General features: G+C 56.5%; 18 protein-coding genes and 1 other RNA gene. 8 read left to right on the forward strand and 11 right to left on the reverse strand.

The annotated features are described in order from the left end of the window. Positions 1-80 precede the first annotated feature (80 nt). Positions 81-177: signal recognition particle sRNA small type (ffs, locus tag AC0JZ1_RS15765), an RNA gene on the reverse strand. An 86-nt stretch (positions 178-263) separates the two neighbouring features. Between ffs and AC0JZ1_RS15770 the strand changes: the two genes are divergently transcribed. Both AC0JZ1_RS15770 and nudC read left to right on the forward strand, forming a co-directional pair. Beyond that, the gene (locus AC0JZ1_RS15770) at positions 264-674 is read left to right on the forward strand and encodes an HIT domain-containing protein (protein WP_471883269.1); all 411 of its coding nucleotides are present in this window, start codon (positions 264-266) and stop codon (positions 672-674) included. Beyond that, positions 671-1,633, forward strand: coding sequence for an NAD(+) diphosphatase (nudC, locus tag AC0JZ1_RS15775; RefSeq protein WP_471883270.1), 963 nt, complete (start codon positions 671-673; stop codon positions 1,631-1,633). Before AC0JZ1_RS15770 ends, nudC begins: the two co-directional genes overlap by 4 nt. Positions 1,634-1,656: 23 nt before the next feature. Here the strand turns inward: nudC and AC0JZ1_RS15780 are convergent, their stop codons facing one another. Both AC0JZ1_RS15780 and AC0JZ1_RS15785 read right to left on the reverse strand, forming a co-directional pair. Next, positions 1,657-2,520, reverse strand: a complete 864-nt coding sequence (locus tag AC0JZ1_RS15780; protein WP_471883271.1) for a prephenate dehydratase — start codon at positions 2,518-2,520, stop codon at positions 1,657-1,659. Positions 2,521-2,536: 16 nt separating this feature from the next. Then, positions 2,537-3,292, reverse strand: a complete 756-nt coding sequence (locus AC0JZ1_RS15785) for a 3-deoxy-manno-octulosonate cytidylyltransferase (RefSeq protein ID WP_471883272.1) — start codon at positions 3,290-3,292, stop codon at positions 2,537-2,539. A 169-nt stretch (positions 3,293-3,461) separates the two neighbouring features. Here AC0JZ1_RS15785 and AC0JZ1_RS15790 point away from each other — a divergent pair, with 169 nt between their 5' ends. Then, a complete protein-coding gene (locus tag AC0JZ1_RS15790; RefSeq protein ID WP_471883273.1) occupies positions 3,462-4,034 on the forward strand; it encodes a c-type cytochrome in 573 nt (190 codons plus the stop codon). Between the two features lie 63 nt (positions 4,035-4,097). Here AC0JZ1_RS15790 and AC0JZ1_RS15795 read toward each other — a convergent pair whose 3' ends face one another. Continuing rightward, the gene (locus AC0JZ1_RS15795) at positions 4,098-5,045 is read right to left on the reverse strand and encodes an AEC family transporter (protein WP_471883274.1); all 948 of its coding nucleotides are present in this window, start codon (positions 5,043-5,045) and stop codon (positions 4,098-4,100) included. A gap of 282 nt (positions 5,046-5,327) precedes the next feature. Between AC0JZ1_RS15795 and AC0JZ1_RS15800 the strand changes: the two genes are divergently transcribed. Beyond that, complete coding sequence (locus AC0JZ1_RS15800; protein ID WP_471883275.1) at positions 5,328-6,320, forward strand: adenosine kinase; 993 nt, start codon at positions 5,328-5,330, stop codon at positions 6,318-6,320. On the opposite strand, the gene AC0JZ1_RS15805 is transcribed toward AC0JZ1_RS15800, so the two are convergent. Further along, positions 6,313-6,867, reverse strand: coding sequence for an SH3 domain-containing protein (locus AC0JZ1_RS15805; protein ID WP_471883276.1), 555 nt, complete (start codon positions 6,865-6,867; stop codon positions 6,313-6,315). The genes AC0JZ1_RS15800 and AC0JZ1_RS15805 overlap by 8 nt on opposite strands. 190 nt (positions 6,868-7,057) lie before the next feature. On the opposite strand from AC0JZ1_RS15805, the gene AC0JZ1_RS15810 reads away from it, so the two are divergent. Both AC0JZ1_RS15810 and AC0JZ1_RS15815 read left to right on the forward strand, forming a co-directional pair. After that, positions 7,058-8,062, forward strand: coding sequence for a 2-hydroxyacid dehydrogenase (locus AC0JZ1_RS15810; protein WP_471883277.1), 1,005 nt, complete (start codon positions 7,058-7,060; stop codon positions 8,060-8,062). 99 nt (positions 8,063-8,161) lie between these two features. Further along, the gene (locus tag AC0JZ1_RS15815; RefSeq protein WP_471883278.1) at positions 8,162-8,662 is read left to right on the forward strand and encodes a DUF3833 family protein; all 501 of its coding nucleotides are present in this window, start codon (positions 8,162-8,164) and stop codon (positions 8,660-8,662) included. Here the strand turns inward: AC0JZ1_RS15815 and AC0JZ1_RS15820 are convergent. Genes AC0JZ1_RS15820 through recF form a run of 3 tightly spaced genes read right to left on the reverse strand, consistent with a single transcriptional unit; the run spans position 8,652 to position 11,053 of the window. Further along, positions 8,652-9,140 carry a GNAT family N-acetyltransferase gene (locus tag AC0JZ1_RS15820; RefSeq protein WP_471883279.1) on the reverse strand — a complete coding sequence of 163 codons (489 nt, stop codon included), beginning with the start codon at positions 9,138-9,140 and terminating at the stop codon, positions 8,652-8,654. The two genes, AC0JZ1_RS15815 and AC0JZ1_RS15820, sit on opposite strands and share 11 nt — an antisense overlap. Before the next feature lies 1 nt (position 9,141). Then, positions 9,142-9,903, reverse strand: coding sequence for a molybdopterin-synthase adenylyltransferase MoeB (locus AC0JZ1_RS15825; protein WP_471883280.1), 762 nt, complete (start codon positions 9,901-9,903; stop codon positions 9,142-9,144). A gap of 28 nt (positions 9,904-9,931) precedes the next feature. Beyond that, positions 9,932-11,053: a DNA replication/repair protein RecF gene (recF, locus tag AC0JZ1_RS15830; RefSeq protein WP_471883281.1), complete on the reverse strand. Its 1,122-nt coding sequence runs from the start codon at positions 11,051-11,053 to the stop codon at positions 9,932-9,934. Between the two features lie 156 nt (positions 11,054-11,209). On the opposite strand from recF, the gene AC0JZ1_RS15835 reads away from it, so the two are divergent. Next, positions 11,210-11,431, forward strand: coding sequence for a SlyX family protein (locus tag AC0JZ1_RS15835; protein WP_471883282.1), 222 nt, complete (start codon positions 11,210-11,212; stop codon positions 11,429-11,431). Between the two features lie 157 nt (positions 11,432-11,588). After that, a complete protein-coding gene (locus AC0JZ1_RS15840) occupies positions 11,589-12,164 on the forward strand; it encodes a threonine transporter RhtB (protein ID WP_471883283.1) in 576 nt (191 codons plus the stop codon). A 669-nt stretch (positions 12,165-12,833) separates the two neighbouring features. On the opposite strand, the gene AC0JZ1_RS15845 is transcribed toward AC0JZ1_RS15840, so the two are convergent. From AC0JZ1_RS15845 to dnaJ, 3 genes are all read right to left on the reverse strand, one after another. After that, positions 12,834-14,372: a GNAT family N-acetyltransferase gene (locus AC0JZ1_RS15845; RefSeq protein WP_471883284.1), complete on the reverse strand. Its 1,539-nt coding sequence runs from the start codon at positions 14,370-14,372 to the stop codon at positions 12,834-12,836. Continuing rightward, a complete protein-coding gene (locus AC0JZ1_RS15850; RefSeq protein ID WP_471883285.1) occupies positions 14,347-15,138 on the reverse strand; it encodes a helix-turn-helix domain-containing protein in 792 nt (263 codons plus the stop codon). Before AC0JZ1_RS15850 ends, AC0JZ1_RS15845 begins: the two co-directional genes overlap by 26 nt. A gap of 436 nt (positions 15,139-15,574) precedes the next feature. Then, complete coding sequence (dnaJ, locus tag AC0JZ1_RS15855) at positions 15,575-16,714, reverse strand: molecular chaperone DnaJ (protein ID WP_471883286.1); 1,140 nt, start codon at positions 16,712-16,714, stop codon at positions 15,575-15,577. Between the last annotated feature and the right edge of the window lie 56 nt (positions 16,715-16,770).

Raw genomic sequence — 16,770 nt, forward strand, 5'->3', positions numbered from 1 at the left:
CCGCCAGCCTGTTTTGGGCCAAGATATCCCCGGCATAAGCATAGAGCAGGCCGGAGGCTGACCGAAACGTCGATAAAAAGGTGGGAGGCTGGCACGGCGACCCGTGCCGGGCTCGTTAGGGCTGCTTCCTTCCGGACCTGACCCGGTTGGCGAGTGGCTCGTCCACCACCAACCTCCCGAGCGACATATCGTCGTTTCCGAAACCAAATGCAAGCCAAGCCTTCAAAAAACTGCTAGCAAGTTTGCGTAATCAGGAGACGACCGTGACCGAATTCGTGCTGGATGCCCGACTGGAAAAGGATTCCGAGCTGGTGACCCATCTGGGCCTGTGCCAATTGCGGCTTTTGAAGGATGCCCGCTGGCCCTGGCTGATGCTGGTTCCGCAACGGGCAGATATGGTGGAGGTGTTTGAACTCGCGCCTCTCGATCAGGCTATGCTGACCTTCGAGACCAATCTTGTAGCGGCGGCGCTCAAAACCGTAACAAAGGCCAAAAAGATCAATATCGGCGCTATCGGCAATGTCGTGTCTCAGCTTCATGTGCATGTGGTGGCAAGGCATGAAGGCGATGAGAATTGGCCAAGGCCCATCTGGGGCCATGGTTCGGCCACAGCCTGGGATGATAAGGAAAAGACATCCTTCCTGCAATCTCTCTCCGAAGCACTTTCCGCATGAGTTTTTCACTTTTTGAAACCGCTGCTCCCCATGAGGAGCCAAGCCGCTTGACCGCGTTTTCCGGCAATCGATTGAACCGTGACACGGAACATCGGGCAGAAGACGCCCTGCCCCGCGCACTCGCCATTCCAGGCGCACACCGCATCGCCATTTCCGGAAACCGAATTGTCCTGAAGAAGACGGATTCCGGTTTCGATCCACTTTTCGGCGAGGCCGATCTTTCTGATTTGCAGCCGGATTACGCGAATGCTGTTCTCCTGGGACATACGGAGGACGGAGAGCCACGTCTGGCTATCCCGCTTTTGAAACCCGCCGAGGAATTGGAAGCAGCCTACGCGCTCACAGATGCTCGAACCGCCTTTCGCGATGCCATGCTGGATGAAGCCATGCTGGGCGCTTTGGCGCAGGGCTTGAGCCTTCTGCACTGGAATGCTGCCAACCGCTTTTGCGGCAAATGCGGAACGCCCTCACAAAGCGAACTTGGTGGCTACAAGCGCAGCTGTCCGAACTGCGGGCACATGATGTTTCCGCGCACGGATCCGGTCGTCATCATGCTGACGGTGGATGTGGAACGCGATCTCGTTCTTCTGGGCCGCGGGCATCACTTCGCGCCCGGCATGTATTCCACGCTCGCAGGTTTCGTGGAGCCGGGGGAAACGATCGAGGATGCGGTACGCCGCGAAACGCTCGAAGAATCTGGTATCCGCACAGGCCGCGTTCGCTACCATGCCTCGCAGCCCTGGCCGATGCCCCATTCTCTGATGATTGGCTGCTATGCCGAAGCCTTGGATCGCGATATTCGCCGGGATGAGCAGGAGCTGGCGGATTGCCGCTGGTTTACGCGCGCGGAAGTGACCGACATGCTGGACGCCGATCCGGCCGGCGAAGGTCCCTTTGCGCCACCTCCGGGTGCCATCGCGCACCGGCTGATGCGCGATTGGGTGGAGTGGAAGCGCTAGCTTCTCCTCCATTCTTAAGGATTTCAGGCCGCGTTCAGCGTGCTGCGCATCGGGTGGCCGCGATAGACGCCCAGAATGCGCACCTTCTCGGAAAAGAAACGCAATTCTTCGAGCGCACGGCGCACTGGGGCATCATCAGGATGGCCCTGAATATCAGCATAGAACTGCGTGGCAATAAATTTGCCACCAATCTGGTAGCTTTCCAGCTTGGTCATGTTGATGCCGTTGGTCGCAAAACCACCCATGGCCTTGTAAAGGGCTGCTGGAATATTGCGTACGTTGAACACGAAGGTGGTCACCAGCACATCCTGCTCGTCGCGTCGTGCTGTCCAATGCTCGTCGCGTGAGAGCACCACGAAGCGGGTCACGTTATGCTCGGAATCCTCGACATTTTCCTGAAGGATATCGAGACCGTAGAGGCTGGCGGCAAGGCGTGGCGCAAGCGCTGCCATGCTGGGATCACCCTTTTCAGAAATCAGCCTGGCGGCGCCCGCCGTATCGCCTGCCACCACGGCCTTCCAGCCGTTTGAGCGAATGATCTTGCGGCATTGGCCAAGCGCGTGAATGTGGCTGTGAACGGTGCGAATGGCGTCATGCTTCACACCGGGCAGAACCATCAGCTGAAAGCGGATCGGCATGAAATACTCGCCCACGATGTGCAGGCGCGAATCCGGCAGCAGGTGGTGAATATCGGCCACGCGGCCTGCAAGCGTATTTTCGATCGGAATCATGGCCAGATCCGCGTCACCGCTTTCCAGCGCCACGAAGGCGTCTTCAAAAGTGGGGCAAGGCAGTGGCTCCATGGTGGGAAACATGTCCCGGCAGGCCATGTCGGAGTTTGCGCCGAACTCGCCCTGGAAAGCGATGCGATTGGTGGTCTGAACCATAAATACTGTCCGATTTTTATTGGCTGCGGCGGGTCAGAATAGCCCGCGCCTTTTCAAGATCTTCGGGAGTATCAACACCGAGCGGGATGGTGTCAACGATCTCCACATCGATGCGCATCCCCGCTTCGAGTGCCCGAAGCTGTTCAAGACGTTCGCGAATTTCCAGGGGTGATGGGCCAAGCGAAACGAACCGCTCCAAGGCCGCACGCCGATAGGTATAGAGCCCGATGTGATGATAGAGCGGGCCGGGTCCGGTCGGGGCGGTGGCGCGCGTAAAATAAAGGGCTTTGAGCCGGGTCTCTGAAAGCGGTGAGCCGATGATCTTGACGATATTGGAGTTTGCCTTGTCCGCCTCATTGTCAATCTCAACCGTCAGCGTGGCAATGTCGACAGCCGGATTGTCCATAGGCCGAAGGGAAGCGTGAACGGCATCGGCCTCGATGGTCGGCAGGTCCCCCTGCACGTTCACTACGTATTCCACCTTGCCATCCGGGTCGGCAGCCGTCACCGCTTCGAAAATGCGGTCGGAGCCGGACTGGTGATCCGCCCGGGTCATGACGGCTTCGAAACCTGCCGCCTGAACCACACTCAAAACACGCTGATCATCGACAGCCACAATCACGCGGCCCACATCTGCTTCACGGGCACGATGAGCAACCTGAACGATCATCGGCAACCCGTTCAGGTCGGCCAAAGGCTTGCCCGGAAGGCGCGTCGAGGCCATCCGGGCCGGAATGAGAACGAGCGTCTGGTTGAAAGCCGGATTGCGCATGAATTTCTCTTCGTATATGCCCCAGCTAAGGGAGGCAATTGGTCTCAGGGGCGTGGATGCGATTCAGGTTGCACCGCTCTCGCAAAAGACATAGCTTCCCGTGGAATTCAAGGTGGGACGCCTGTGATTCCGGCGGGTGGGCCGGCAGGTGGGAAGGAGCTTTTCGCGGATGAATGCCTATACGAACATGGCTGTGGGGGCCTTGCTTGGCACTGTCTTCGTCATGATGTCTGTCTCGATTGCCTCGGAAGGTCTTTTCCATTCGGAAACGCCTGAAAAACCGGGCTTCGCGATTGCAGCTGAGGAAGCGCCGAGTGCTGGTGGAGACGCGGCAGCACCGGCAGCGGTTCCGATTGCGCAATTGCTGGCAAAGGCCGATGCCAAGGCGGGTGAAGCCGTTTTCAAGAAGTGTCAGGCCTGTCATAGCGGAGAGAAGGGTGGACCAAACAAGGTCGGTCCTGATCTCTGGGGCGTCGTGAACCGACCCATCGCTTCTCATGAAGGTTTCAGCTATTCCGCAGCCCTCAAGGATTTTTCCAAGGGTGGTTCGGTTAACTGGGATTACGAACACCTCAATCACTTTCTGGCAGGCCCGAAAGCCTATGTCGCTGGCACGGCCATGGGCTTTGCTGGCGTGAAGAAGGATGATGAGCGCGCAAACCTGATCGCCTATCTTCGGTCGCTGTCGGATAATCCGGCACCGCTGCCCGATCCGGCAGCCGCGCCTGCGCCGACCAATTGAGACGCAAAATGAGTTTCGAGAAGCCCGGTTCCGCCGGGCTTTTTCATTGTCTGTCTCTGTCGCTCAACTCAGCAGCCATGCCCAGAAGCTGACGGTAAACACACCGAGCAGGGTTGTCATACTGATGACAGATGCCGCAAGCCCACTACCGGATTGAAACCGGGTGGCAATAATCCAGGCATTGATCCCTGTTGGAACTGATGAGGTCAGCACCATGGCCGCCGCCCAGGCTTTCGGCAATCCCACCAGATGCGCCACAAGATAAACAACGGCGGGCAACAGGATCAGCTTTAAGGCCGAAAGCACGGTTGCCAGACCAATCTGCCCACGCAGAGGGTATTTTGTCAGCGTCATGCCCAGCGAAAGAAGGGCGGCGCCTGCCGTAATGGCAGCGATCTGATCCACGACACTTTTCAAAATGACCGGCAGATGACCAAAGCCTGACAGATTGAAAGCAATCCCGACGACGAGAGCGATGACCAGCGGATTTCGGCTCAGATTGCTTCCCACCTGTTTGAGAATAATGAAAAGACTGCGACGGCCCCCGCCATCCACCTTTGCACTTGCATGTTCCATGAGCACCGTGCCGATAATCATCATCAGCGGCAGATGGATGGCAAGCAGAATGGAAATTGCCAGAATGCCATCTGTGCCCACCGAACGGCCCACAAGCGGCAGGCCGATGAAGACATTGTTGGCAAATGCGCTGGACATGCCCGCGATGACACCGATTTTCGCGTCTCGAGCAAACAGTCTTGTTGCGATGAGGTGGCCAACTGCCCAGGTCACGGCGACGCCACCGAAATAGGCGATCCACAACATGAAGGGAGAAGCGCCGCCAAATTCCGCTTCTGCAAGCGTGCGAAAAATGAGCGTCGGAAGTGCAACCTTGAAGACGAATTCCGCAATTGCGTCCCCGGCTTCGGATTTCATCAGGCCTGTGCGGGCAATCGTCCAGCCAATCAGGATCAGCAGGAAGACCGGGGCAACGTTCACGAAGACTGCAGACAAGGAGCTATGCTTTCAGACGTCAAATCGGGATATCCCGATCTACTTCATGAGCGTCACCGACACAAATGAAGGTTGAGGCTTAAAGAGAACGATCTGAAAGAAGGTACCGGAACCGCCTCGCGCCAGTGCATCCGTGAACAACGAAGCGATCCGATAGGTAGTTATTAGCCAATACGCGTTACAGCAAAATGACAGGCGGAAAATTGGCAGATTTGAGCCTTTTCATTCTGACTGGAATTCTCCATACAGGGCCGACCAAAGCCAAGGAGCACGGCATTTTTCATGAGCAAGTTCGACGTTCTGACAATCGGTAATGCCATCGTGGATATTCTTGCCCGGTGTGAGGACAGCTTCTTGACCGAGAACGGCATCATCAAGGGTGCCATGAACCTCATCGATGCAGAGCGTGCCGAACGGCTTTATTCTCTCATGGGCCCTGCGCATGAGGCCTCAGGCGGCAGCGCTGGTAATACCGCTGCAGGTATTGCGAGCTTTGGTGCAAAGGCCGCCTATTTCGGCAAGGTTGCCGAGGATGAGCTTGGCAAGATCTTCAACCATGACATTCGCGCTCAAGGCGTTCACTTCGAAACGAAGCCGCAAGGCAAGTTTCCGCCGACAGCGCGTTCGATGATCTTTGTCACGCCGGATAGCGAGCGTTCCATGAACACCTATCTTGGTGCCTGTGTTGATCTGGGTCCGGAAGATGTCGAGCCTGAAGTCGTGGCCCAATCCAAGGTCACCTATTTCGAGGGCTATCTGTGGGACCCGCCGCGGGCCAAGGAAGCCATTCGTGAATGCGCCCGGATTGCGCATGAAAATGGCCGCGAAGTATCCATGACCTTGTCGGATTCCTTCTGTGTCGACCGCTACCGCGGTGAGTTTCTCGATCTGATGCGCTCAGGCACGGTCGATATCGTTTTCGCCAACAAGCAGGAAGCGTTGGCGCTGTACGAAACGGAGGATTTCGAACTTGCCCTCACCAACATCGCCAAGGATTGCAAGCTGGCGGCTGTGACTTTGAGCGAGGAAGGGGCTATCATTCTGCGCGGAGACGAGCGCGTGAAGGTGGATGCGATCACCCTTGAGCGGCTGGTCGATACCACTGGCGCTGGCGATCTCTTCGCCTCCGGCTTCCTGTTCGGTTACACGGCTGGCCGTTCGCTGGAAGAGTGCGGCAAGCTTGGTTGCCTGGCGGCTGGCATTGTTATCCAGCAGCTCGGTCCGCGCCCAATGCTTTCGCTGAAGGAAGCAGCCATCGAGGCAGGCCTTATTTAAAGGCCTCGCCGGGATAGGCGCCCCAGATTTCACCTTGTGAAACCCAGCCCTCAGCGCTACCTGCCTGCGCCTTGCACCAGTCGCCTGTGCATTCCTTGATGCGCATGATCACACCGGGTTCAAGCTTGGCAACGGTCTGCCCGGAGCTTTGCGGGTCGCGACGCATATTGACGAAGACATCCTTGCCCTTGCCGCGCATCCATGGTGCTGCAATGGCCGTGCGTTCGCCGGAAAGAAGCGCTTGGTTCACCCAACCCTCTGTGCCTTCCGCATCCCGCACGCGGCGCCAGTTTTCGTATTCCTGAATGATTTCCATGGGCAGTCCCTCGCGGGTATACATCCACGAGACCGCATAATCGGTGCTAGGACCGATGCGGATATTGACGCGACGTGACTTCAGACTCACAAATCGCGGCAGTGGCAAACCGCTTGCACCCTTGGCTGTGCCTTGGGCCTTAGCCGGATGCTGCTCGGTGACCGCACCCATGGATGTCGCCACAAGGGCGAGGAGACCTGCAAGGCAGGTGGTACGAACGAAACGACGCATGTATTTACTCTTCAAGATCCTCGAATGTGCGCGGATGGGAGTGATCCGCTACAGGAGGGCTGGCGTCTTGCCTGGTAGAGCCAACGAGGTTTTATTTGTCTTCCCCGTTGGGTCTGGTAGAAATCGCCTGATCCGCTGAATGTCGCCGATCTTGGTTAACGACCTCTGAACGCATTTCCGAAGGGTGCTCATGACTGTCAGAAAGAAGCCCAAGGTCTACATCACCCGCAAGCTGCCCGACGCGGTGGAAACCCGCATGCGCGAGCTGTTTGAGGCGGAATTGAATATTGACGATCGCCCTCGCACGCAGGCTGAACTTCTGGAAGCTGTGAAGACAGCGGAAGTGCTGGTTCCAACCGTGACTGACCGAATCGATGCGACGGTTATCGAGGCTGCTGGCCCGCAGTTGAAGCTGATTGCATCCTTCTCCAATGGTGTTGATCACATTGATGTGGATGCAGCGGCCAAACGCGGGATCACTGTCACCAACACGCCGAATGTTCTGACGGAAGACACGGCAGACATGACCATGGTGCTGATTTTCGCCGTGCTGCGACGCTTGATCGAAGGCTCAAGGGTTCTGACAGAAGATCCGGGCAGTTGGGCGGGCTGGTCTCCCACATGGATGCTCGGGCGGCGAATCGGCGGCAAGCGCATCGGCATCGTCGGCATGGGTCGCATCGGGACCGCTGTTGCCCGCCGCGCGAAAGCGTTTGGCCTTTCCATCCATTACCACAACCGCAAGCGCGTAAGCCCCGCGACGGAAGAAGAACTGGAAGCAACCTACTGGGATAGCCTCGACCAGATGCTGGCGCGTGTCGATATCGTCTCGGTGAATTGCCCGTCCACGCCTGCAACCTTCCATCTGCTTTCCGCCCGCCGGCTAGCACTCATGCAACCGACCAGCATCATCGTGAACACCGCCCGTGGTGACATTATCGATGAAGCTGCTCTTATCCAGCTGTTGAAAGAGGGCAAGATTGCCGGTGCCGGTCTCGATGTGTTTTCCAACGAACCGCTTGTCAATCCCAAGCTGCTGAAGCTGGCGAATGAGGGCAAGGCGGTTTTGCTGCCACATATGGGATCGGCTACCATCGAGGGGCGGATCGATATGGGCGACAAGGTGATCATCAATATTCGCACTTACTTTGATGGTCACCGTCCGCCGAACCGGGTTCTTCCCAGCCGTCTTTGACGCGTCTCACATCGGATTCATCTCACTCTCGCGGGTTGCCATCAATCCAGTTGCAGGATGCTGCCGTATAGCCAATCGGAACACGAAAGGAGGCACCCGATGAAGAAGGGTTTTGCTTCGGTGACGATGGGGCTTGCCATGCTGACGATGACGCACACTGCGTATGCGGCGGATCTTTCTCTTGAGAGCTATTTCGCTGGTAAAACAACAGCGAGCGGCTCCTTCAGTGCAATCAATGGTGTCAAACGCCAGTTCGATGTCGATCTCACCGGCAAATGGAACGGCAAGACGCTGACGCTGCGCGAGGATTTTCGCTATTCGGACGGTGAGCGCGACATCAAGACCTGGCGCTTCACCAAAATCGGCCCTGGCAAATATACTGGCACGCGTGAAGACGTGATTGGCACCACGACGGTGGACATAGAAGGCAAGGTGGCCAAGTTCAATTACATCGTAAACCTCGGCACGGCGGCAAAGCCCAACAAGGTACATTTCTACGACCGGATGGAGCTTCAACCAGACGGTACTTTGGTCAATACAGCCTGGGTGACGAAGTTCCTGTTTCCTGTTGCGAAAACCAAGGTGATCTTCAAACGTTGATTGGGTGAAGATCCTTGATCATTTCGATGAAGGTCACGCGATCATAGCCGGGATGGGATTTTTCAGCCGATTTTCGAAAGCCATATCCCGCAAAGGTCTTGTGGTTTTCGACGAGTTCGATCCGCGTTTCGAGCCTGAGAGCAGGAAGCTGCAAGCTGATGGCTTCCTGCTCGGCTCTCGCCAGCAAGGCGCGACCCACGCCCTTGCCTTGAGCGTCCAAGGAAACCGCGAGCTTGCCGACATACAGGAATGATGGAGGCTCAGGCCTGCAGAAGATGCAGCCAATCAACTGACCATCCTCTTTGGCGAGAAAGCAGATTTCATCCTTGGCCTTCTGTGCCAGCCCTTCCAGCGTCAGACGATGCGCGGAAGATGGCGGATCGATCCGCTCGTCCATGTAGGCAAAGGTCGACATGATCAGCCCATGCAGATTTTCCCAATCGGAAAACGCCGGTGAAATGCGCTCGATCTGAACCATGTCAGCCCCTCGTGCGGCGGCGGTAGCGAATGGTGTTGAAGCTTGCGGCAAGGCTGTCGTAGCTGAGCAGCCTGCCGATCAGGGGCTCGCCAATGCCGGTGATCACCTTGATCGCTTCCATGGCCATCAAGGTGCCGATGACGCCGGTGAGCGCGCCAATAACGCCGGTTTCGGCGCAATTGGGCAGCAGGCCCTGTGGCGGCTTGATGGGGAAGAGATCGCGGTAGCTGGGGTTCAGAACGCCTTCCTCATCCTTCTCATAGGGCTTGAGCACGGTGACGGTTCCATCGAACCGACCGACTGCACCTGTCACCAGTGGAACCTTGGCCGCCTCAGCCGCATCGGCAGCAGCATAGCGCGTGTCGAAATTATCAGAGCCATCGACCAGGAGGTCGAAACTTTTCAGGTGTGTTGCTGCGAAATCTTCACCGAAGCGCTCTTCGAACCGCATCACGCGGACATGCGGATTGAGACGTTGAATGGCTTGCGCTGCGCTCTGCGTTTTCATGTCGTTCAGCGTGCCGCTATCGTGGATCACCTGACGTTGCAGGTTCGACAGGGAAACGCGATCATCATCGGCAATGCCGAGCGTGCCAACCCCAGCGGCCGCCAGATATTGCAGGATGGGCGCGCCGAGCCCGCCAGCGCCAATGACCAGCACACGGGCCGCCTTCAGCTTTTGCTGGCCTTCGCCACCCACTTCGGGAAGCAGGATGTGGCGTTTGTAGCGTTCGATTTCGTCCGGTGTCAGAGCGTTGGTCATGGGTCAGTCTGCTTATAATGGAAATGATTCAGCCAAGGATTTTGCCTTGGGCGACGGTGAAAAATTGAGCGCGCTCTCCAAGAGCCGAGAACATGGCACGGTCGGTGCCAGTCATGAAGGACTGGCCGCCGAGGTCATGCACGAGATCGAACAGGGCGGCACGGCGACCTTCATCCAGATGCGCGGCGATCTCGTCCAATAGCAGGATCGGCGCGCAGCCTGTCATGTCGCCGGTCAGCCTTGCATGGGCAAGAATGAGCCCAACCAGCAGAGCCTTCTGTTCGCCCGTCGAGCAGCGCTCTGCCTCCATGTTCTTCTCCCGGTGGCGAACGAGAAGATCAGCGCGATGGGGACCAACCAGAGTGCGGCCAGCCGCCGCATCCCGGTGGCGGCTTTCTTGCAGGATCAGGCGGTACTCGTCTTCCAGTTCGGCGAAGGGTCTGGCTCCCGCATCATCCAGAAACCCGGAGAGCGACAGATCGGGCGAGGGAAATGGCGTTTCACTGCTTCTGGCAATCAGGGCCGTCAAAAGATCCAGCATCTCCCGGCGGGCCGCTGCCATGGCGATGCCGAGTTCCGCCATCTGCACCTCGATGCCCGTCAGCCAGGTCGGGTCGAACCGCCCTTCCGAGAGAAGCCGATTGCGGCTGCGCATGGCGCGCTCATAATCCGCAGCTCGTCTTCCATGGGCAGGATCAAGCGAGAGAACCAGCCGATCCAGAAAGCGCCGCCTGTCGGACGAACCGCCGGTAAACAGCCCGTCCATGGACGGAGTGAGCCAAAGCACGCTCAAATGATCCGTCAATTCCTCGACCGATTTTGCGGGCGTGCCGTTGAGGCGCAGCTTGCGGCTGGTTGATTCCTCCGCAGCTTCGATGCCGGTTCCGATGGCGACTTCGCCCTCCCGGCCCTCCAGATTGGCAAAGACCGAAAAGCCACCTGCCGCGCCCACCCGGGTGACATCCGAGAGAACCGCCCTGCGCAGCCCTCGCCCCGGCGACAGGAAGGAGACCGCTTCCAGAAGATTGGTCTTGCCCGACCCGTTATCACCCGTCAGCACCACATGGCGCTCATCCAGCGACAGGCCGACATCCGCATAATTGCGGAAGTCTGTCAGCTTCAATCGGGTGAGAAAGGTTTTCTGCGCCATCGTGCTTCGCATTTTGAATGAAATCAGGAGCTAAACCTTTGCGCCATGCAAGGCAAGCAACTGATATTGGTTCATCTGTCATGCTTGTGCGCTAAAAGCGTTAGACCACGAATATGGAAGACTTTGCAGCCCTGTCTGACTGAGGTAGGAAAAGCCATGAGCGAAAATCCAATCTCCGACAATGATCGCATTACCCGGCTGGAAGAGACGGTTGCCTATCAGGCAAAGACCATCGATGAGCTTTCCGAGCAGCTGGCAGAGCAATGGAAAGTGGTGGAACAGACGCGCGCCAAGCTCGACCGGCTGACGGAGCGTTTCCTGTCTCTTGAGGAATCCTCGCTGGAAGCGCCCGCGATTACCAAGCCACCGCATTATTGAGCCGAAATCCTCTTGCGAGAAAAGACGCCAGTGGAACCGAGGTTTATCGATGCGGGCGGCTTTGCGAACTGCGACCCGCTCCCCTTTTGATCACGATCAAGCCGGATCAGGTTCGAACTGGTAGGACATCGATCATCGCTGGATTGAGATCATCACCGTGCTTGAATTTGCCCTTGCCATTCTTCTGCTGCTGGCTACCCCCGGCCCGACCAATACGCTGATGGCGCTGGCGGGTTATGAGCGCGGTTGGCTGCGGGCAACGCCGCTGATCAGCGCGGAACTTCTCGGCTATCTGCTGGTGATCGTGCCCGTTGCAACGCTTGCGGCCCCAATCTTTCTCGCGCACCCTGCACTTGCTCTTTGGGCCAAGCTGGTAGCTGGCGCCTGGGTGTTGTTTCTGGCAATCAAGCTGTGGTCCGTCTCCCCTTCATCTGTTGCATCCAAAAAGGTGACAGCAGGTTCCGTCTTCGTTACCACCTGCCTCAACCCGAAAGCGCTCATCATTGGGCTTGTGATCATGCCACATGAGGGTTTGCTGAACCTATTGCCCTGGCTTGCCGCTTTTGCGCTGCTGGTGGTGGGCGCTGCCAATGGCTGGATTTTCTTTGGCGCACTGCTGAAGAGCGGCAGGCTACCCGCACTCGGCCCCGCAACGATCAGCCGCGTGGCTGCTGCCGGTTTGTTTGCCTTTGCCATGATATTGGCGGGCACGAGCCTGCATGCTCTGGCTTGAAAGCTTTTCTCTTTATCAAAGAACATACAGCACTATTCACGCGGTTCGTTGAACCCGTGGTATGAGACAATCATGGCCGGGGCGCTGAAAGCTGCCTCGTATGGATAGTAATAAGTGACACCTCTCAGCGCCCCGTTCAGCGGTTTTTGCACGCGACTCCGGTCTCTCTGCCTAGAATGATTGCTGGCTGGGCTTGATCCATCGGCATCCGAAAATTCGGCGGACAAACCGATAGACCCTTCCAGCAACCACCCCCCATGTGTGCCGCACAGGCACGCCCGGCGCGCTCCTTCGGAGATGAAGGGACAGGCTGACGTCCGACGCCTGACCGCTTCCCCCGTTGTCGCCAGAGGGAGACCATTTTCCGCGTACCCGGACATGAGGGTTTTGCGTCTTGCCCCCCACACCCGCGCCGGCCCCGCATCGCCAGCACGCCTGCTGGTGTAACCGTTGCGGAACGGGCAAATTGAAACACAGGTTTTGAGCGTGGTGTATGGAAAAACGCTAAGTGGTTGATGGGGTTGGTGTGAGGATGGCGGACGTGCGCGGCGGGAGTGGTGGGCGCTAGCTTGTGTTGGGAGATTTTAAAGCAATCGTAACAGCCATTAAACGATGCTAATGAGGTCGTCACACGGAAACGTCTAAGCGTAGAACACTCCCTATTTTATCTCATACATCGAATTCTAAATTAGCGCGATTGATGAGCCGCGGGAGAATGTCAGATGGAATCTCATAGATTGATTGCTGCGGGTTACCATTCACAATACCCAGAGCGCGTAGCTCCTCCAGCCCGATCGGCGGATCAATGTAAGCAACCAAGATATAGTTTATGACCTTTACCGGTTTGACTGTCGTCGCCTGCCACTGCTCAAGTTGCAGCTCACTGTAGACGGATCGGCCACCCGTTAGTTGCATTAATTCTCTCGTAGATCCCGCAAGTGTGACACTCTCCAGTATCCCGAGCGTAGTCACAGCTTGAGAGGGGCGATCCTTTGATGCCCCTTTGTAGAAGAACAGCAGAGAGCCGGCGTCGCCTAGGTTTGAAGGTGCGCGGCATAAGTAGACTTTTCGAATAGTATTTCCAGGCCGCGTCGGACGGTCGGCACGGGATGCACCGACAAACAGGTCCGGCTGTTTAGGCACCCATAGATCAGGGTAAAGGGTATCGTGATAGTCCTCTTTGATAGGAATGCCGAAACCCCGAACTTGGTCGGTTACAAGGAAGCGCGGATAATTTTTTCTGGCTGCGTCGAAGATGCTGATCAGCGGATCATGAACTAGCTTCGCGGACGAAAATGCTCGCTCATAAATGAGTTCACCATTGCATTTCGTCCCAGTATGGACAAATCCATAAAATTCCAAAAGGTTCATCAGTGACGCTTGGTCTTCGTAAGTCGTCAAGTATGCCAAGTCGTATCCATTACGTTGGGCGTACCAAAGGACCTGCTTCAAAAGCAGCTCACCGAGCTTCACGCCACGTTTGTCGGGCGCCACTTTAAAGGTGCAGATTTTCAGAATTCTGCTAGCTTTAGTCACCGCGTCTGTATCTTTATCACTTTCGTCTTTTCGGACAATCAGGCCCGCCAGATCGTCGTCATCGTAAACGACCCAGCAAGACCGATGCTGACGAACACACTTCTCGCGCCACCATTCGTTGAACTCAGGATACCCTTCGCGGAGACTATCGAAAAATTTATCTTTATGGTTGATCGTATGGGCTTCAACCTCTGCAACATGCCGAATAGGAACCTGCTTAGGCTCATAGGTTTGAGTGAGAAGGTCGACCGCGTCTCCAACGAACAGCACGCGTCGGGCTAGCTCGGCGGAGTGTTTGAATGCGCGTTCGTGAAGGCCCCTGTCCTGCGTGACAAGGAAGTCAACCGCGTCGCTCTTCAAGGCGTGGAGTAGCGTGGCGTCTACTATATCATTGGGCCGCTTCAAAGAACCGAATTCAGCTTCAAGATCAGCTTGGCTCAGGCCGCGTTGCTTCCCAAAAATTTGGTATTTTGAAATCTTGCTAAAGGATATTCGGCGGCGCTCGATGTTCTTGTCACGGGCGATGTCGTCGCGGGCAGCTTCGTGGACAAAAATCGTGATCTTATGGGCCGCAGCGAGACTTGTGAATTTTGCATAGGCGGTTTCAACTGCGCGGTAGTCTTCAAGACCGATCAGAATATTCGTATCAATGAGATACGACTGTTGCCTCATCTCTCAGCGCCTTTCGCAGATCGCGGCTCGCGTACAGGAATGACTGCGGTGGTTCGAAACCAAATTTTTCACGCAGCTCTATTAGTGGGACAGGTCGCGAGAAAGGCTTAACATCGTCAAATAACAATGCGAATCCAAACTCTAACCCTTGAAAATAGCTATCAAAATCTTTTCGCTCAATAAATGCTGTGTCTTCGAACTCGGACCAGATCTGCTGAACTGGTAGTTTCAGAACATCCTTGATCTCAGCTACTCCAACCATAGCTCTGACCGGCGATGTGGAATAAATGTAGGCTAACGTTCCCCCGGGCGCAGAAACTGGAAATCTCCTACGAAGCTCAACAGTTTTGCGTCCTTCCATAATCTTATCCGAATATTGCGGACGAATGGAAAGCACGACATCGCGTTGAGGACGAAACGGCTCGTCTGCCAGAAGTGGAAAGATAAGTTGATCTTCGTTACTGTACTCGATGTCGAAAGTCTCTTTTACTCGCAATACAAGCCGAGTGTCTGCAGGAAAGACTGCGTCTACGCGCAACGACGCACCAAGAGCTTCGACGTAGCGTTGGACGGTGGAAAGGTAAACATCGCCACCTTTTTCAAGTTTTGAAATGGCAGCTTGCTGAACATTCATCCGGGCAGCCATTTCGGCCTGTGTCAATCCTGATAGCAGTCGAAGTCGACGCAGATCGACACCAGCAGCATGATCTTGACGCTGTTCGGTCGCCGCCAAAGCCTCGATAACTCTTCCCGCCAGTCTGCCCATACGATGCTGCTCCGTCTCACCGAATTGTTATCTCTAACGGAAATTCCTTTCAAGGAATATTCCTACTGCGGAGTCTGTCGATGGAGTTTTGTTTGGTATGAAATTCAAAATCTTTGGCCGCAAACGACTTTTAATAATTTAACGGTTGCCTATCCCCCCTAATACGTCTGATCCACGTCAGGTCCGTTCGACCCATGCTATGTAAAAAAAGCCTCGGGCGTTTGTAGCACCCGAGGCTTTGATATGTGGCACCGTATCCCGGCCCTTCGCTTTGGGTTTAGGGCGTTCGTCACTCAAAACGTGCCACTGGCACGTTTTGTCGGCTGTGCCGACCGTTCCTGGCTACGCCCCGGCCCTTCGCTTTGGCTCAGGGCGTTCGCTGCTAAAATCGATCCACTGGATCGATTTTACCGGGCGCTTTGCGCCCGGTCGCAGCTCACCCCTCAAAAAACTCTTTCATCCTCGCGAAGAAGCCGGTGGATTCAGGGTTGTTCTCCTTGGAGGAGATTTCCTCGAATTCCTGGAGGAGTTCGCGCTGGCGCTTGGTGAGCTTTTGCGGGGTTTCGATCTGGATCTGGATATAGAGATCACCTGTCTGCGACGAGCGCAGCACCGGCATTCCCTTGCCCTTCAGGCGGAACTGTTTGCCCGGCTGGGTGCCTTCCGGCACTGTCACCCGCGATTTCGTTCCGTCCAGTGTGGCCACATCAAAGGTGCCGCCAAGGGCTGCCGTCGTCATGGAAATCGGCACCGTGCAGTAGAGGTCCGCGCCATCCCGCTGGAAGAACTGGTGCGGCTTGACCGACAGGAAGATGTAGAGATCACCTGATGGACCACCACGCGCACCGGCTTCGCCTTCGCCTTGCAGGCGGATGCGTGTGCCATCTTCAATACCCGATGGGATATTGACCGAGAGCGAGCGCTCTTCCGTCACACGGCCCTGGCCATGGCACTTGGTGCATGGATCAGGGATGATCTGGCCGCGACCGTGGCAGGTTGGACAGGTGCGTTCGACCGAAAAGAAACCCTGGCTTGCGCGCACGCGCCCGGAACCTTGGCAGGTGCCACAGGTTTTAGGCTGTGTTCCGGGCTTGGCACCCGAACCGGAGCAGACATCGCAGGTCACGGCTGTTGGAACGCGGATCTGCGCGGTCTTGCCCGCATAGGCTTCTTCCAGCGTGATCTCCATGTTGTAACGGAGATCGGCACCGCGTTCACGGCCACCGGAGGACCGGCGGGCACGCCCGCCACCCATCATTTCGCCGAAGATGTCTTCGAAAATATCGGAGAAGCCACCGGCACCGCCGCCAAAGCCACCGCCGCCGAAGCCACCGCCACCCATGCCGCCCTGTTCGAAGGCTGCATGGCCGAAGCGATCATAGGCTGCGCGCTTCTGGGGATCTTTCAAGGTCTCGTAGGCCTCGTTGATCTCCTTGAACTTCTTTTCGGCTTCCTGATCGCCCGGATTTTTATCCGGGTGATACTTCATCGCCAGCTTGCGAAAGGCGCTTTTCAGCTCCTTCTCGTCAGCTGTCCGGCCGACACCCAGTGTTTCGTAATAGTCAGCTTTTGCCATGAAGATTCCGGCTCCCGAAAGGGCTCCGGCTGCGCAGGGGCAGCCGGATACTCAAC

The sequence above is a fragment of the Affinirhizobium capsici genome, assembly GCF_977018625.1.

Bases quoted from the DNA above. Each gene is read 5' to 3' on its own strand.
- AC0JZ1_RS15785 (WP_471883272.1), bottom strand. From the start codon at position 3,292: ATGCGCAATCCGGCTTTCAACCAGACGCTCGTTCTCATTCCGGCCCGG.
- AC0JZ1_RS15820 (WP_471883279.1), bottom strand. From the start codon at position 9,140: ATGGTTCAGATCGAGCGCATTTCACCGGCGTTTTCCGATTGGGAAAAT.
- AC0JZ1_RS15850 (WP_471883285.1), bottom strand. From the start codon at position 15,138: ATGGGCAGACTGGCGGGAAGAGTTATCGAGGCTTTGGCGGCGACCGAA.
- AC0JZ1_RS15845 (WP_471883284.1), bottom strand. From the start codon at position 14,372: ATGAGGCAACAGTCGTATCTCATTGATACGAATATTCTGATCGGTCTT.
- nudC (WP_471883270.1), top strand. From the start codon at position 671: ATGAGTTTTTCACTTTTTGAAACCGCTGCTCCCCATGAGGAGCCAAGC.
- AC0JZ1_RS15810 (WP_471883277.1), top strand. From the start codon at position 7,058: ATGACTGTCAGAAAGAAGCCCAAGGTCTACATCACCCGCAAGCTGCCC.
- AC0JZ1_RS15825 (WP_471883280.1), bottom strand. From the start codon at position 9,903: ATGACCAACGCTCTGACACCGGACGAAATCGAACGCTACAAACGCCAC.
- AC0JZ1_RS15780 (WP_471883271.1), bottom strand. From the start codon at position 2,520: ATGGTTCAGACCACCAATCGCATCGCTTTCCAGGGCGAGTTCGGCGCA.
- AC0JZ1_RS15800 (WP_471883275.1), top strand. From the start codon at position 5,328: ATGAGCAAGTTCGACGTTCTGACAATCGGTAATGCCATCGTGGATATT.
- AC0JZ1_RS15805 (WP_471883276.1), bottom strand. From the start codon at position 6,867: ATGCGTCGTTTCGTTCGTACCACCTGCCTTGCAGGTCTCCTCGCCCTT.
- AC0JZ1_RS15835 (WP_471883282.1), top strand. From the start codon at position 11,210: ATGAGCGAAAATCCAATCTCCGACAATGATCGCATTACCCGGCTGGAA.
- AC0JZ1_RS15815 (WP_471883278.1), top strand. From the start codon at position 8,162: ATGAAGAAGGGTTTTGCTTCGGTGACGATGGGGCTTGCCATGCTGACG.
- recF (WP_471883281.1), bottom strand. From the start codon at position 11,053: ATGGCGCAGAAAACCTTTCTCACCCGATTGAAGCTGACAGACTTCCGC.
- AC0JZ1_RS15790 (WP_471883273.1), top strand. From the start codon at position 3,462: ATGAATGCCTATACGAACATGGCTGTGGGGGCCTTGCTTGGCACTGTC.
- dnaJ (WP_471883286.1), bottom strand. From the start codon at position 16,714: ATGGCAAAAGCTGACTATTACGAAACACTGGGTGTCGGCCGGACAGCT.